20 protein-coding genes are annotated in these 13039 nt (G+C 62.3%); 8 read left to right on the top strand and 12 right to left on the bottom strand.

Features of this window, described 5'->3' with window-relative positions; translation table 11 throughout:
- Window positions 1-90: 90 nt before the first annotated feature.
- From JD971_RS14690 to JD971_RS14660, 7 genes are read left to right on the top strand one after another with little or no spacing between them, the layout of a single operon-like run.
- Window positions 91-258, top strand: coding sequence for a hypothetical protein (locus JD971_RS14690; RefSeq protein ID WP_202084553.1), 168 nt, complete (start codon window positions 91-93; stop codon window positions 256-258).
- Window positions 255-527 (top strand): hypothetical protein, encoded by a 273-nt coding sequence (locus JD971_RS14685; protein ID WP_202084551.1) that lies wholly within the window; start codon window positions 255-257, stop codon window positions 525-527. Before JD971_RS14690 ends, JD971_RS14685 begins: the two co-directional genes overlap by 4 nt.
- Window positions 520-669 carry a hypothetical protein gene (locus JD971_RS14680; RefSeq protein WP_202084549.1) on the top strand — a complete coding sequence of 50 codons (150 nt, stop codon included), beginning with the start codon at window positions 520-522 and terminating at the stop codon, window positions 667-669. The genes JD971_RS14685 and JD971_RS14680 overlap by 8 nt, the downstream gene beginning before the upstream one ends.
- Window positions 662-865, top strand: a complete 204-nt coding sequence (locus JD971_RS14675; RefSeq protein WP_202084546.1) for a hypothetical protein — start codon at window positions 662-664, stop codon at window positions 863-865. Before JD971_RS14680 ends, JD971_RS14675 begins: the two co-directional genes overlap by 8 nt.
- Window positions 862-1644 carry an ATP-grasp domain-containing protein gene (locus JD971_RS14670; RefSeq protein ID WP_202084544.1) on the top strand — a complete coding sequence of 261 codons (783 nt, stop codon included), beginning with the start codon at window positions 862-864 and terminating at the stop codon, window positions 1642-1644. The genes JD971_RS14675 and JD971_RS14670 overlap by 4 nt, the downstream gene beginning before the upstream one ends.
- Window positions 1641-1994 carry a hypothetical protein gene (locus JD971_RS14665; protein WP_202084541.1) on the top strand — a complete coding sequence of 118 codons (354 nt, stop codon included), beginning with the start codon at window positions 1641-1643 and terminating at the stop codon, window positions 1992-1994. Before JD971_RS14670 ends, JD971_RS14665 begins: the two co-directional genes overlap by 4 nt.
- A gap of 10 nt (window positions 1995-2004) precedes the next feature.
- Entirely contained in the window at window positions 2005-2238 is a 234-nt protein-coding gene (locus JD971_RS14660; RefSeq protein ID WP_202084539.1) for a hypothetical protein, read from the top strand.
- Window positions 2239-2739: 501 nt separating this feature from the next.
- Here JD971_RS14660 and JD971_RS14655 read toward each other — a convergent pair.
- The 11 genes from JD971_RS14655 to JD971_RS14605 form a co-directional block, all read right to left on the bottom strand.
- Window positions 2740-3030 carry a hypothetical protein gene (locus JD971_RS14655; protein ID WP_202084537.1) on the bottom strand — a complete coding sequence of 97 codons (291 nt, stop codon included), beginning with the start codon at window positions 3028-3030 and terminating at the stop codon, window positions 2740-2742.
- On the bottom strand, window positions 3027-3257 hold the full coding sequence (locus JD971_RS14650) for a hypothetical protein (protein WP_202084535.1): 231 nt from the start codon (window positions 3255-3257) through the stop codon (window positions 3027-3029). Before JD971_RS14650 ends, JD971_RS14655 begins: the two co-directional genes overlap by 4 nt.
- Window positions 3254-3775 (bottom strand): lysozyme, encoded by a 522-nt coding sequence (locus JD971_RS14645; protein ID WP_236672121.1) that lies wholly within the window; start codon window positions 3773-3775, stop codon window positions 3254-3256. Before JD971_RS14645 ends, JD971_RS14650 begins: the two co-directional genes overlap by 4 nt.
- A gap of 61 nt (window positions 3776-3836) precedes the next feature.
- Window positions 3837-4256 carry a hypothetical protein gene (locus tag JD971_RS14640; RefSeq protein WP_202084533.1) on the bottom strand — a complete coding sequence of 140 codons (420 nt, stop codon included), beginning with the start codon at window positions 4254-4256 and terminating at the stop codon, window positions 3837-3839.
- A gap of 3 nt (window positions 4257-4259) precedes the next feature.
- Window positions 4260-4664: a hypothetical protein gene (locus tag JD971_RS14635; RefSeq protein WP_202084531.1), complete on the bottom strand. Its 405-nt coding sequence runs from the start codon at window positions 4662-4664 to the stop codon at window positions 4260-4262.
- A complete protein-coding gene (locus JD971_RS14630; RefSeq protein ID WP_202084529.1) occupies window positions 4661-6568 on the bottom strand; it encodes an SGNH/GDSL hydrolase family protein in 1908 nt (635 codons plus the stop codon). The genes JD971_RS14635 and JD971_RS14630 overlap by 4 nt, the downstream gene beginning before the upstream one ends.
- Complete coding sequence (locus JD971_RS14625; protein ID WP_202084526.1) at window positions 6565-6960, bottom strand: hypothetical protein; 396 nt, start codon at window positions 6958-6960, stop codon at window positions 6565-6567. Before JD971_RS14625 ends, JD971_RS14630 begins: the two co-directional genes overlap by 4 nt.
- A gap of 12 nt (window positions 6961-6972) precedes the next feature.
- Window positions 6973-8769, bottom strand: a complete 1797-nt coding sequence (locus JD971_RS14620; RefSeq protein ID WP_202084525.1) for a phage tail protein — start codon at window positions 8767-8769, stop codon at window positions 6973-6975.
- On the bottom strand, window positions 8766-9173 hold the full coding sequence (locus JD971_RS14615) for a hypothetical protein (RefSeq protein WP_202084524.1): 408 nt from the start codon (window positions 9171-9173) through the stop codon (window positions 8766-8768). Before JD971_RS14615 ends, JD971_RS14620 begins: the two co-directional genes overlap by 4 nt.
- Window positions 9170-9769 (bottom strand): hypothetical protein, encoded by a 600-nt coding sequence (locus JD971_RS14610; protein ID WP_202084523.1) that lies wholly within the window; start codon window positions 9767-9769, stop codon window positions 9170-9172. The genes JD971_RS14615 and JD971_RS14610 overlap by 4 nt, the downstream gene beginning before the upstream one ends.
- A complete protein-coding gene (locus JD971_RS14605) occupies window positions 9766-10362 on the bottom strand; it encodes a hypothetical protein (protein WP_202084522.1) in 597 nt (198 codons plus the stop codon). Before JD971_RS14605 ends, JD971_RS14610 begins: the two co-directional genes overlap by 4 nt.
- Window positions 10363-10434: 72 nt before the next feature.
- On the opposite strand from JD971_RS14605, the gene JD971_RS16900 reads away from it, so the two are divergent.
- On the top strand, window positions 10435-10569 hold the full coding sequence (locus JD971_RS16900) for a hypothetical protein (RefSeq protein WP_256435265.1): 135 nt from the start codon (window positions 10435-10437) through the stop codon (window positions 10567-10569).
- On the opposite strand, the gene JD971_RS14600 is transcribed toward JD971_RS16900, so the two are convergent.
- A complete protein-coding gene (locus JD971_RS14600; protein ID WP_202084521.1) occupies window positions 10566-13037 on the bottom strand; it encodes a tape measure protein in 2472 nt (823 codons plus the stop codon). The two genes, JD971_RS16900 and JD971_RS14600, sit on opposite strands and share 4 nt — an antisense overlap.
- Between the last annotated feature and the right edge of the window lie 2 nt (window positions 13038-13039).

The raw sequence follows: 13039 nt of genomic DNA, 5'->3' as shown, positions 1-13039 counted from the left end.
ACCGCGTTGGAACGGGAAAGAGCAACAGGAGCGCCAGACCGTCGAACGCCAATTCGCCCCCGCCCCCAAGCACACCGAAGGGGAAGCGTGATGGCCCGCTACAGCGTGCACCTTGCATCGGTGGATCAGACCTACACCGTTGAAGCGCCGTCCGAATGGGCAGCGAAATGGACGGCCGTTCGACGCTGGCGCCGGGACAGCGGCGGCAAAGGCATCCAGACCGGCGCGACTGTTACGCTTATCGAAGGAGATGGATGATGGGTGATAAATATCACGTTCGTCTGATCGAGGATAAACCGTCATCGGGCATGTGGCATTGCGGACCGAACGCCGCATGGGTGGAGGTTACACACCTGCCCACAATGATTAGTGCCCGTGCGTTCGATCAAAGCCACCACCATGCAAGACAGGCTGCGATGGCTTGCTGCGAAATGATGGTCGAACAATCGCGCCTGCTGAAATGCCAGTTTCCCGAACGGATCGAACGCCCTATCCCACCCGCAGGTAAGGACAAGAACGATGGATGAGCGCAAGGCAATCGTGGCGTGGCTGCGGAAACAGCCGACATTTGTGGCCATTAGCCCGGACCACGTGCGCCAGAATTCACCGCGAACAATGGCAGATGCCATCGAACGCGGCGAACACATGAAGGCCACCCCCAATGACTGACGCAGCACAGATCGCGGCGGGGATGACGGATGCGCAGAGGGCGGCGTTGACGAACAAGTGGTCATCGTCGGGAATATCCGGTCGCCTCAAAAGGAAGGGCCTTGTCGCAGGGCACCTTGGAACCGGCAATTGGGTGGCGATCATTCTCACCCCTCTCGGCCTCGCCGTCCGCGATTATCTGATGGAGAATGGATGATGGGCAGGGAATGGACCTATCGACTGCGCGATACCAACGATCCCGAAGAGCGCCTTGAGGATGCCGCTTTGTTCAAGGCGCTGTATGACGCTTCGGATGGTATGGTTAAGCCAGCAACAGGCAATAGTGAGGCCGATTTTGGTGTTCGTGGGAACAGATTTCGTCACAGCTTTTCGCTGGCTTACTGGAATGACCGTGCTTTCCTGAGGCACTGTGGGCGTCGGTTCGAAACCACTTTGTTCGACGGATTACAGGGGCGCGTTGAAAGCTTTCACGCACTCGGCCACGACGTCTATATCAAGTCTGGCTTCGACAAGTTCTTCAATGCGGTGGTCAACCAAGGCGAATCCGTCGCCGATGTTGTTGGGGATATGGCCTACAGTTTTATCGACAGCCCCGTTCCCTTGATGGTGCAGGAACTGGTCGACTTTACATTTGAACACCGCTTCTTCGTGATCGGTCGAGAAGTCGTAACGTGGTCCCCTGCGGCCTATACGCTGACGCCTATCGACTATCCGGTCCCGCACGGTGTCGCGTGGCGGAAGCAAGCCGACATGAATAGTGAACCGTGGAACGGCTTGGACGCGATGGTCGCCCTCGCGCGCCAGATCGCCAAAGAAATGGAAACTGACAGTGCGGTTATCGACCTTGGTATGATTGGCGACACGCCGGCCTGCGTCGAGTTCAATCCCTTCCATGCTGGTCAGGTGGGTTTGTTCGCCTGCGATGTTCGCGCGCTCGCGACCGCCGTTCTGGCCTCTCTGATGGAGAATGGATGATGGACTGGCAAACCGCGCCCGCAACCGGGCTTGAAGAAATGATAGCCAAGTTCAAAGCCACGCTGCCCGGTTGGTGGTTCCGCGTGTGCGAGTGCCAAGTATCTGCCGACGCATCGTGCGCCCCGACCAGCGAAAGCGAGCATATCGCATTGCTTGGCACGGACGAGCGGTTCGACAGCGGTTTTGACGCCGACTTGCCACAACCCGCGACGATGGCTGAGGCGCTGGAATGCTACCGAAAGAGCGCATGGGGGAAACGCTATGGGCCGACGAGGTGGTTCTCGCCTTGTCTGAAGCTTTCGGCATCGAATGGGGCGATGATTTCGGCCTCGCCGTCCGCGATTATCTGATGGAGAATGGATGATGTCGAAGGAATTGGAAGAGCGGTTGCTCGATAAGGATCGGCGAATGATGCGATGCGACCGCAAAGAAGCCGCCGACGCGCTGAAACGCTATCGGGAGGCTTTGGAGGCGGCTCGCGATCACTGCCCGAAATGTTCCGGGGAAGGTGTCTATGAGTTCGGGTTGGACGAAGTTGAGTGCGAGTTCTGCGAACATGCTCGTTCCGCCCTACAGGACAACCAAACCGCATGACCATCCCCGCCCGGCCCGCTATAACCACGGCATGAAGCAAGATCTACCCCAACGCACACAGGCGCTATTCGACAGGTTCAAACTGTTTCCCGAGGCTGGCAAACACCCTGACGGCATGGTGATTCGCAATGATGCCTTCGTTGCCTTTCTCGACGCGCGAAAGCTGATCGAGGACGAGATATTGCCCGCGCTGCATGAGTTGAAGCAGCTTGCGAACGAAAGGTGAATCTGGCATAAGGTGCGGGCTGCGGCGGCGTGGAAAGCAGACACGCGGAGATGGTATTTAGGGGCCGCCACGTTAAACAAACCTATGCGCCGGAGTAGCGACCGGCCCGCAGCTACTTCCTTGGACAATCCCCATTGCATACGCACTCATAGCGCGAGTTATGGCGCTTGATCTGGTCGATTGTATCTTTGGTGTCGTATGCGTTCGCCGACCCGTCCAGAACCCCCGCCAAAGCCTGCGAATAGCTGATACCGAACGCGATGGAGCAATAGACGTCAGCGGGCGGCGGGGGCGCAACCGGCGCGGTTGTATTTGTCGCACAGGCGCTGATCGCGCACAGCATCGGGATTGTCAGCGCCAAGCGCATCGGAAAGCACTTCATTGGTTTGCTCCTGCTGTTCGATAACGACCTTGTTCGCGCCGAGTGTCTGGTTCGTCCGGTCGTCGGCCCGCTCCGCCATCCAGAGCCAGAACCACACCGCGCCGATCAGGGCGATGCCGATGCCCACCCATCCCGCACGGGACAGGCCGAATAGCGCCTTCGTGGTGAGCCATCCCTCAATCATTGGTTTTCCTCCGGCAGCGGGCTTGCAGGCCCGTTCACGATGTTCTCGATCTTGCTGATGAACTCGCGCAGGGCGAGGAACGCCGCCGTTGCCCAACCCGCCATCTCGGCGGTGACAGAGCGTGTCGGCCAGACGAGCATGAACAGAAACGCGATGACGCCCACCGCCATGACGGTGAGGCAGACCACGGCCAGCTTGCGCAGGTGGTCCATCGGGGTGCCGGTCATGACCGATACAGCTCGGCTTCGGCGGCGCGGCGGCGAACCAGCCCGTTGAGCACCTTGCCGTTGGCGAATTTCCATCGCGCAAACTCATTGGCGGCGCCGGAATAGTCGCCCGCGCGATGCTTGCGCAGGAGCGTCGAATCTTCGAAATTCTCTTTACCGACGTTGAACGCTAGCGACACCATTGCGGCGAACTGATTGTCGGTCGCATTGCCGCCGGTCAGGTCATCGACCGCCTCTTCAAACCGGGCAATATCCTTCGCAAACAGCGCATCGGCCATTGCGTCGTCGATTGTCTGCCCCAACCGGAAGGGCTTCCCGTCGATGCCCACGGTCGCGCCGTAACCAACCGTGTAGGGCTTCCCGCCGGTGCCCGGATCCGGGTAGGCGACAAGTTCCTTGCCCTCGAACGACTTGATGAGACGCGCGCCGTTCGCGTTGATCTGGCGATGCGATGCCTTCGGCGCGTGGACCACGACGATGCTCATGGCTTCGTCGATCGCCTCGTCCAGATCCTCCACCTCCGACGGGCGGAATCCACGGCCCAACATTTCGCGGACAGCATCGAAAATCAGCCGCCTGTTATGAATTGTCATCGTCGATCTTCCTCGCCATCTGTTCCAGTTCGGGGTTCGGTGCGGCGGGCGTTTGATCGTCGCGAATACGGGTCGTCTCGCCCTTGTCGACCGTGAGATACGATCGCGCCGCCGCCTCGACCGCCGCACCCAAGATCAGGGGCGCCTTCTTGGCCAGCCCCAATACCAATGCCGTGCCGCCCAATGCCGTTACACCGCCGACCAGCGCCGCCATTTCCAGCGAGGTGCCGGTCGGGAGTAATGCGCCCGCGACGAGGCACAGCAGCGGTGCAATGCCCGCCGCAGTCAGAACGGCCTTACCGTAGCCCTCGCGCGCGCCGTTGATCGTGATGAGCGCCATCGATCCGAAGAACACGCCCAGGACGATGGCCCACCATTTCGGCGGAATGTCTCGATAAATCGGCACTCATCAGCCCCCGCCCATGGTTAGCAGAACGACGAACCCGGCGGCCGGCACGCACATACCGCACCCGCACAGCATGGCTTTGCGCGCCTTGTCAGGGCCGGACTTGCGGGCAGTGCGATAGACATGCGTGAGCAGCGCGATGCAGAACAGGACGAGGCCCACGTCCACGACGGCGAGGCGCAATGCGTTCGGGATATGCCACCCCGCATCGGGGAAGATATTGACGGCGGAAATGACCGAACCGCCAATCGCCATGGACACGACGATGAACTCGGACAGATGCGTCGGCCAACCCGCCTGTTTGGACAGCACCGCCCACAACTGCCGCCACCGCCCGATAATCAGCGCGCATGTGAGAAGGATCAACATCACCCGCGCGGTGACGGCGATTGCGGTGAGGATGGTCACAGCAGGATTGCCTTGACGTCCTCGCCCATCAGTTCGCCAAGGTGAGCATGGCCCGGATCCATGACGTGCGTTCCGTCGAACTGCCCGTTGCTGTCCAGCCCGAACCAACTCGTCCAATCGGGATGATTGGCGGCGTCGGAAACGCTCGCTTTGAAGCAATTCGGGAAGAGGTCCATGACGGCGTGAACCGACGCTTCCTGCCCGGACAGGCGCGGGTCATAGCCGTTCTGCGTCGGCATCGGGCCGTAACCGATGATCGTCATGTTGGGCGCACCCGCGCGAAGGGCGGTCACATAGTCCAGCACGGCTGCGTCGAACGCATCCTGCTCTGCCTGCGTGCTGTAGGGATCGTTCAGACCGCCGCACAGGACGCACAGATCTGGCGGCCCGCCGTCGATCCCTTGCAGAACGTCGTTGATGCGCTCGATGAAGGTCACACGCCCTTCCGGTGCCACGACATATCCGGTCGCACCCACACCGCTGGCGACGTAATCGCGTACGCCAAGCCGCCCCGATGCGATGGCCGGGAACGTCTTGAACTCGTGGCTGACCTGCGTGCCTTCGGTAATGCTGTCTCCGATCCAGATCGCGCTGGCCGAATAGACCGGCGCAGGATCGGACAGAAACGCCCCCGCCGGAACGCGCGTTTCGCCGTAATTGACGCCCGCCGCGAAATAGATTTTGACCCGCGCCTGATCGAGCGGCGTGGCGAACGCGAGCTTCACATATTTGGGCTCGCCGTCCGTATTCGAAAGCGTGTAGCCGTTGGCGTTCGTGAACACGCCGTCGATGGAAATCCAGAACGGCTTCGCGCCCCCTTGGGTGGCGAACTCCACGGCGGAACCCGTCACCACCATTTCGATCATCGGGTTGCGCCCGACATAACCCTGCCCCTCGCCCGGACCGTAATATACGGACTGGTTGTAGCGGTAGAGTTCGCCGGGATAACTGGTGCCAAGTATCCAGTTGCCGCCGAGGAACGCCACCTTGTCCGTGGTGCGAGGATAGACGGTTCCGCCGGTGATCGTCGCGTTCGTCGTGGTGCTGACCGTGATCGGGTCCGTCTGCGCATACTGGCGCGGCTCGCCATCGTAAGCGGCACGGCGGATGCGGCGGGGTTCGATCGGTTGCGGAATATCCAGCGGGTCGGGCGCGGAGAGCGCTTCGACGACCAGCAAGCGCTGATCCAGACTTGAAACTGCCGGGGCGGTCACGGTCTGCACGTCCTGCTCGTATTGCGTCTGCACCATCGCGCGCACAGGCGATGCGCCCGTGTCGGCGGTGGCGAAGGACGCGGGGAACACGCCCGGCCCCACGATCTTGAAGTTGCCCGCCTGTTCGAGAGCCGAAAGCGCATTCTCGTCAACTTCTCGATAGGCCGTGCGGACTGGGTAATCGCCGAACTCGACCGGAACGTCGAACACGATGCTGCATGCCGCGCCTTGGCCCGTGGTGGATTCGGTGCGCCGCCCGACCTCGGAAAACGTGCCGTCCTCATTATCGCGATACAGGACGAATTCGACCTGCCCACCCTCGACGAAGCACCACGTATCGAATCCGGTGATCCGGCCCGGCCCGGTGATCGGCGCATCGGCCACCAGCTTGTCGCCATAACTGCGCGCCCCGGCGGCGAGCGTGGCCACCCCTGCTTCCCCGGCCTGCGGTGTCGAAAGGCTGGCCTTGATGGGCGCAACCACCTCCATCGCCGCGTCCGTCGATCGGTCGGCCTCCACGCCTGCCCGGTCGGCTTCATCCTCGGCGCGTTCCGCCTGCTGGGTGGCGAGGGTTACGCGCGTCGCTGCGTCCTGTTCGGATTGTGCGGATGCCGCCGCCGCTGCCTGCGCCTGTTCCTTGAACAAGGCCGATGCCCGCGTGTTATCGCCAACGCTCACTCGAATGGTCATGATATTGCACTCGCTTTCAGGATGAACGGCCCGTCGAAGGCCATGAATTTCGGCACATCGACGGGCTGGATGAACATGCCCCACACCAGTTCGATGTCCTCCCCGGCCTCTGGCGCAGGCGGCATCGCGTCGATCGTGGCTTGATCGAAACGCACTTCGATAAAGGTGATGGGCAGACCATTCACCGTCTCAACCCCGGTGACCTCGATCCCTTCGACACCGTTGCTCGCATTGTTGAGCCCGGCACGCAATTGCCCGCCATCGCGCCTGTCGCGCACCTCGAGACGGAACGTCGCACTGGAAAGATCGAACCCCTCGACGATGATCTGTTCGACAAGCGGGGTCGCCCGCCACGCCACAAGGGGCGCGGCGACGGTGGGAAACAGGGCCATGTGGTTACTCCGTTACTGCGCTTCGAGCGCGGCGATGCGATCCTGCAATGCGACGATGTCGGCCTCCGAATAAGCGCCCACGCTGCCCGCCGTGGTCGCGCTCCCGGCGCTGGCGGCATAGGTGGCGCTGGCAACCTCGTCGGGGGTCAGCAGCGGTCCCCAATCGGCCAGCGTGCCGGTCGTACCGCCATTGTGGACGAAGTTCTTGTTCACATCGGCCCGCGCCGCGATGTCCCCACGCCGCGCGTCGAGCGCCAGCATCGCCGCCTCGTCGGCGACCGGATAGACCCCGATGCCGGTCAGCGCCGCGTGCGTTTCGTCCCGCTCCTGCGGATCGCCCAGCGCGGGCGTCGGCGGTGCGGTGCCGGTCTGGCCCAGCGCAAAGCCATGCTTGGCCGGGTCTTCGCTCACCAAGGTCAGCTTCACCGTCATCGACCCCGGATCGAAATCGCGCGCCAGCACGATGGCATCGCTGTCGAGGTCGAGCGACGGCAGGTCGAGGTGGTAGCATTCCCCCGGCTTCACCATACGCCATTGCGGGCCCAGCGTGATCTCCACCGGCCCCAACTCACGCGCGTCGACCAGATCATAAGCGGCAAGCTGCGCCGCCTGATCGCGGTCGGCGACGAGGTTGTATTGCCGCTCCTCGTGCTTTTCCTCGCCATCCTCGGCCACGTAGGAGGCGACGGAGACAAGATCGCTCGGCACATATTCCCAGTTGTGATCTTCGCTCCGATACTTCGGAATGATCCCGTTCAGCCGGTCGCGATAGGACTGCATCGCGGTGACGCTGATATCGCCATCGGCAAGGTCGGCCTCGGTGATCGTGTCGAGCGCGGGAAGCGGCGCGCGGTAGCGCACGGTCAGCACCCCGTTGGCAAAGGTCGGCTCGCCGCAGCCCGCCGCCATGATGTCCTTCAGATTGTTCCACCGGTCGCCCGGCTCGTAGATCGTGCCCGACACCGTCCAGCCATTGGCCTCGCAGACATTCGCCCATGCCGCCATGCGCGCCATGTCGATGCCGGTTGCCGGCAGGCCGACGCCGAACACCTTGCGGCCGTTCTGATGACGTCCGTAGGCATAGGCGATGGCATGAAGCGCGGGATTGTCGGAATAGGTCCAGGTCGCTTCGTTATCGATCCGCTGCGGTCCCGCCCCGCCGGGGAACGTGCTGTCCTGTCGTGGATCGTAGACGCGCACCCCGCGAACGATGGCCCCGATCGGCGGCACACCCGATGCGAACCGCTTGCCCTTCTTGTCGAAGCGCAGGTTCCACAGGATCGCCGCCTGCCCCGATAGCTTGTAGGCGCTGCCCCATCGCGGCATGCCGGCCCAGAACGGCGCCAGTGCGTTCGCTTCCGGCGTCGCCCCCGTCTGCGTGTCGATGGCCATGAAATTGGCATACCATGACGGCACCGCCTGATAATCGACCTGCGGCGTGATCTGATCGACCGGCCCGGCGCCCGAATAGACCATGACCATCGCCCGATACGGGTTATTCACGTCGTTGACCTTGCCGCCATAGGCAACGTCGTGGCGCATGATGCCACCCGAATAGGTGCGGCCCATGACATAGGGCTGCGGCGGGTCCGTCTCGATCAGCACCGAACTTTCCGAGCCGCGCGCGGCAGGCTTTTTGGCGGTGAGCGATGCGCCGATCGACGCCACACCGGCGACGAGCGATGCCGTAGAGGCCACCCCCACTCCGCCAATTGCCAGCGCGCCACCCGCCAGGAGTGGACCCACGCCGGTCGCAACCAAGGCCACCGCGCCAGCGATAGTCGCGACCTTGGCCATCGTCTTGCTCATACCCGCCACGCCCCCGCAATTTCGACCGGTTCCAGTGCCGTCATCCCCGGCGCATCTTCGTGCCAGCCCATCACCTTGCCGCCCAGGTTGATCGTGATCGCCCCGAACCCGTCATCCGACCGGAACGACGCCACATCGCCCAGCAACATCGCCGCCGGCGCGATCCTCGGCAGCATCGCGTCCAGCATGTCGCCCACGTCCTGCCACCCGCGCAAATTCAGCGCCCGCCGCGCCCCGATCGCCGACCGCACGCGCGGGAGCGGTTCCGGCGCGTGTCCCATCAGGCGCAGGTGAAAGCGCAGCATGTGAAGGCAGGTCTGCCCCCGCCGCCAGTCGAACGGCTTATCCCGATATTTCGCGAGCGTCTTCTCGACCGCCTCCTTGCGGCGCAGCAGTTCGTTCATCGCAGCCTCTGCATGTCGGAAAGGCGGCTCCCACCGGACGAACCGCCCGCACTGGGCGACGCAACGGGCCGGCTCTCGACGCCCCACGACACCGGCACGGTCAGGCCGATCGCGTTGTCATGGCCCTGCTCGCCCGGCCACACGCTCTTGTGCCAGCGCGGGGAAAGCGAATTGCCCTCGTTGCGCATGAACATGCGTTCCGCCGTCGATACGATCGTCATGGCCAGCTCACGCACCGCACGTCCCACCCGCAAGGTCGTCACGTCGATCTGCCCATGAAACAGCAGATCCGGCACACCGATAAGCTGGCCTGTGTCCTGATCGTATTCGCCGACCCAGAACCGCACCACGCTGCGCTGAAACCCCGGCTGCGACAATTGCGCCGGCGCGCTGTCACCGGCAGGCAGCAGTACCATTTCGAGCGCTGGTATTTCCTCGCCCACCCCATCGGTCAGCGGGGAAATCGAACCGATCACACCGAACACCGGATCGGCGGACCGATAGACCTCGCCGTCGAACGTCACGAATCCGCCATCGCACAGACGTACCGTGGCGCCGGGCAATTCGATCTTTACCAGCCCGATCAGCGCAATCATGCCGCTTCCTCGATCGTCACCGACAACCCGTAATGACGGGCCGTGTTGATGTCCCACGACCATTCGCCGCCGTCGATAAAGCCCTCGACCACAGGTTGCGCGACGAGAACGGTTGCCCCGTCGGCGAACGGCCAGCGCAAGGGCGGCTCGACGGTCAGCGTCACCAACCCGTCCGCCCCCGCAACCGCAGGCGCACCGACATTGTGCAGATAAGGTAGGCCGTTCTCATCCACGATGGACAGCCAGAACCCTTCCTTGAACGCATAATGCGGCGTCAGACCGCGCAGGGAGAGCGATGTGCCCGCCTGCCCTGACCCATCCACCACCGGCGCCCCCGGAATGCCTTGCGGCACGTCGAGCAAATAGTACGGCATGCGGATCCCTCCGACCCGTTTAGCCTTCATCAACCGCGCAATCACCCGCCGCGCCTTGTCGCCCACCATTGGCGGAAATACGTAATCCACTCGCATCCGCGAACCCGCTCGCCCGACCCGCTGCGTTGCCCCACCCGTCGCCGGGCGCAGGGTGATGCCATAATCGATGATCGATGCGGAAACGCCGTTGGGCACCACATCGTCGGGGAGTTCGATCATAGTGTCCCCGCGTAAGATTTCTGGGTAGAAGCGTTGTTCGCCGCCACACCGGTAAAGGGAGGAAGCAGGACAATGGGCAAGACGACCCCATCCCGAGAGTTCGACGAAAATCCGGAATGGACCCACGCTGATTTCGAGCGCGCACGTAAAGCCGCCGAGGTATTGCCAAAGCACGTCATCGCTGCGTTCCGAAAACCCCGCGCCTAACCCACGCGCCGCGAATTGCGATAGGCAACGCGGTTGACGCCCGCCCTGCCTCCCGCATCGACGAGTGACGGCGCGGCCTCGGCCACCACCTGCCCGGCATGGTTGCGCACGATCGCGCCGAACCCGTTATTGTTCGCCACGACCTCGACTTGCAGATTGGCGCCGCCATAGAGATCGTGGTTCGGAATAATCGTTCCTGCCGAGCCAGGGCTGAATATCTCTGGCCCCCGTTCGCCGACCAGATAGCTCATGCTTGGCAAAACAGGGCCGCCCTTGGCCCGCGCTCCACCGAAATTAAAGCCGGTCACGCTGATATTGGAAGCTGCCGCTATGCCGGCCCCGAACCCCGCGGTGGTCGAGCCGAACGAACCAGCGGACCCGCTCAGCACGCTCGACAACCCACTTACGATGGCTTTGCGAAGTTGAATGCGGATCAGGTCTGCGATGATCTGTTTCGTGACATTCTTGAACACGTCGCCCAGCGTGCGCGCGCCGGTTGCCGCATCGGCCAAACCTTCGACAATTCCATCGATGCCATCTACCTGCACACGTTCGAGCGCCTCCCGGGCTTCATCGGCAGATCGTGGTAGAGTGTCGAGATAGGCCTCCATCGGCCCCATCGTCTGTCGCCGCGCGCTTGCTTGCGCCATTCCGCGCAACCCCGGCAGGGCGGCAAGACGGGCCTCTGCATATTGGTATTCTGCGCTGGCGACCGCACTGGTTGCTTTGATCTGTTCAAGCCGAGCCCGCTCCGCATCAAACGCCAAATCCACGATCCGCAATTCTACGGCCCGCGCCTCCTTTGCCGTGCGGGCAAGATCGCCGGTGTATTGCAGCAACTCGATTGCGAGGTCGGCGCGGTCCTGTTCGATGCGAGCATTTCGTTCGGCAATCTGATCGGCAAGGCGCTGCTTTACCAGGCGCGCATCTGCATCCGCTTGCTGGTTGGAGAGAACAAGAAGCTGCTGCCTTTGAACGTCATTAAGCGCATCGTCTGCTTGGATTGATCGCTCATACGCAGCCCGCCGGTTCTCGATTTCGCTTAACTCGGCATCAGCGCGTTGCTCAACAGACCGGCTCAGTTCGGCAAGGGATGTTGCCAGACCAGTTTGCTGGCTTCCAATTTCATCCGTGAAGCGGCGCATATTATCGGCTGCGCGTTCGGCCTCGCGGGCTATACGGTTGCGCTCGGCCTCTGCCTTGCGTGCTGCCGATGCTGCGCTTGAACGTCCGCCGCCAGCCGCCTTCTTTCGTTGTGCAGCGCCGCCTCCTGCGCTGCCTCCGCCACGCCGATCAGAAGCAATTGGATTGCCGAGGGCGTCATAACCCCGGTTCCAATCAGCGATCATCTGCTCGCCTATACGAGACCGGCTCCGCCGCTCAGATCGGTCGTAACTTAGCAAGAAATCTTTTTCGAGGCTGCGCGTTTCGAGGCCCCAAACCTTTTCGTCGATCCAATTATCGACGGCATTAAGGCGATCGTATCCGCGCAGTATCTGAGCGATAACATCCCGCGCGCTTTCCGCCTCGGCGCGCACCCCGCCAAATACCTCAATGGCACCTTGCAGAAGAGGATCGAACACGTCCCCCAAACCCTCAAATGATGCGCGAACCGCAATGCCGGTGTCTTCTGCGTCCTGCTCCATGTCAGCAAAGCCCTCAGAGCCTTGCATGAAGAAGTTTGCGAGCATCTGGGAAAACTGACCGCCACGATCGAACCCCCCGAAGGTGACAATCGCTGAATTCTGAAGCGCCGTCATAGCGTCTTCAAACGTCATCGGAAGTTCTCTGAATTCAGCATCTATTTGTTCAGCAGCATCGTCGAGCGATTGAACAATCTCACGCGCGCCGATCTGCCCCGCCGAACCCATTTCACGGAGTTGCCCGGTCGTCACTCCAAGACCGTCCGCCAAAGCTTTTGCCAGTCGTGGAGCATTTTCCAGAACACTGTTCAATTCTTCGCCGCGCAAAGTCCCGCTTTGGAGACCTTGAAGGAACTGCCTAAGACCGTAGGCCGCTTCCGCAGCAGTAGCGCCGCTGATTTTGAACGCCTTTGTAATCGTCTCTGTGGAACGGGCGGACTGTTGCTGAGTGATACCAATGTCGGCTGCGTTCCGCTGAAACGTGGCATAAAGCTGAGCGGTTTCGGATAGGCCGGCACGCGAATTGGCAGCGATACGACGCACATCCTCTTGCGCCCTGCTGAAGCTGCCGGTCTCGCGCGTCGCCAGCCTTAATTGGGCCGTGAGATTCGCTGACTGGTCTGCGAGGCTAAGGTAACCACGTGCCGCCGCGCCGAAACTAACGATACCCAGCGCCGCACCAAGCCCTTTGACAGCCCCGCTCAGCGTCCGCGTCGTGCCCTCGAACCCGCGCGCCGAGCGCTGCGAGCGGCGGATGCCGCTTTCAAATTCAGCACTGTCCAGACCAAGGACGACCCGAAGGGCGCCTACGACACTACTAGCCATAA

This window comes from Croceicoccus sp. YJ47 (assembly GCF_016745095.1).
Lineage (GTDB): Bacteria > Pseudomonadota > Alphaproteobacteria > Sphingomonadales > Sphingomonadaceae > Croceicoccus.
The sequence above is the reverse complement of the archived record's forward strand: the minus strand, read 5'-3'. Positions and strand labels throughout refer to the sequence as shown.

Bases quoted from the DNA above. Each gene is read 5' to 3' on its own strand.
- JD971_RS14690 (WP_202084553.1), top strand. From the start codon at position 91: ATGGCCCGCTACAGCGTGCACCTTGCATCGGTGGATCAGACCTACACC.
- JD971_RS14615 (WP_202084524.1), bottom strand. From the start codon at position 9,173: ATGAACGAACTGCTGCGCCGCAAGGAGGCGGTCGAGAAGACGCTCGCG.
- JD971_RS14670 (WP_202084544.1), top strand. From the start codon at position 862: ATGATGGGCAGGGAATGGACCTATCGACTGCGCGATACCAACGATCCC.
- JD971_RS14655 (WP_202084537.1), bottom strand. From the start codon at position 3,030: ATGATTGAGGGATGGCTCACCACGAAGGCGCTATTCGGCCTGTCCCGT.
- JD971_RS14620 (WP_202084525.1), bottom strand. From the start codon at position 8,769: ATGAGCAAGACGATGGCCAAGGTCGCGACTATCGCTGGCGCGGTGGCC.
- JD971_RS14650 (WP_202084535.1), bottom strand. From the start codon at position 3,257: ATGACCGGCACCCCGATGGACCACCTGCGCAAGCTGGCCGTGGTCTGC.
- JD971_RS16900 (WP_256435265.1), top strand. From the start codon at position 10,435: ATGGGCAAGACGACCCCATCCCGAGAGTTCGACGAAAATCCGGAATGG.
- JD971_RS14680 (WP_202084549.1), top strand. From the start codon at position 520: ATGGATGAGCGCAAGGCAATCGTGGCGTGGCTGCGGAAACAGCCGACA.
- JD971_RS14625 (WP_202084526.1), bottom strand. From the start codon at position 6,960: ATGGCCCTGTTTCCCACCGTCGCCGCGCCCCTTGTGGCGTGGCGGGCG.
- JD971_RS14675 (WP_202084546.1), top strand. From the start codon at position 662: ATGACTGACGCAGCACAGATCGCGGCGGGGATGACGGATGCGCAGAGG.
- JD971_RS14685 (WP_202084551.1), top strand. From the start codon at position 255: ATGATGGGTGATAAATATCACGTTCGTCTGATCGAGGATAAACCGTCA.
- JD971_RS14610 (WP_202084523.1), bottom strand. From the start codon at position 9,769: ATGATTGCGCTGATCGGGCTGGTAAAGATCGAATTGCCCGGCGCCACG.
- JD971_RS14600 (WP_202084521.1), bottom strand. From the start codon at position 13,037: ATGGCTAGTAGTGTCGTAGGCGCCCTTCGGGTCGTCCTTGGTCTGGAC.
- JD971_RS14605 (WP_202084522.1), bottom strand. From the start codon at position 10,362: ATGATCGAACTCCCCGACGATGTGGTGCCCAACGGCGTTTCCGCATCG.
- JD971_RS14660 (WP_202084539.1), top strand. From the start codon at position 2,005: ATGATGTCGAAGGAATTGGAAGAGCGGTTGCTCGATAAGGATCGGCGA.
- JD971_RS14630 (WP_202084529.1), bottom strand. From the start codon at position 6,568: ATGACCATTCGAGTGAGCGTTGGCGATAACACGCGGGCATCGGCCTTG.
- JD971_RS14665 (WP_202084541.1), top strand. From the start codon at position 1,641: ATGATGGACTGGCAAACCGCGCCCGCAACCGGGCTTGAAGAAATGATA.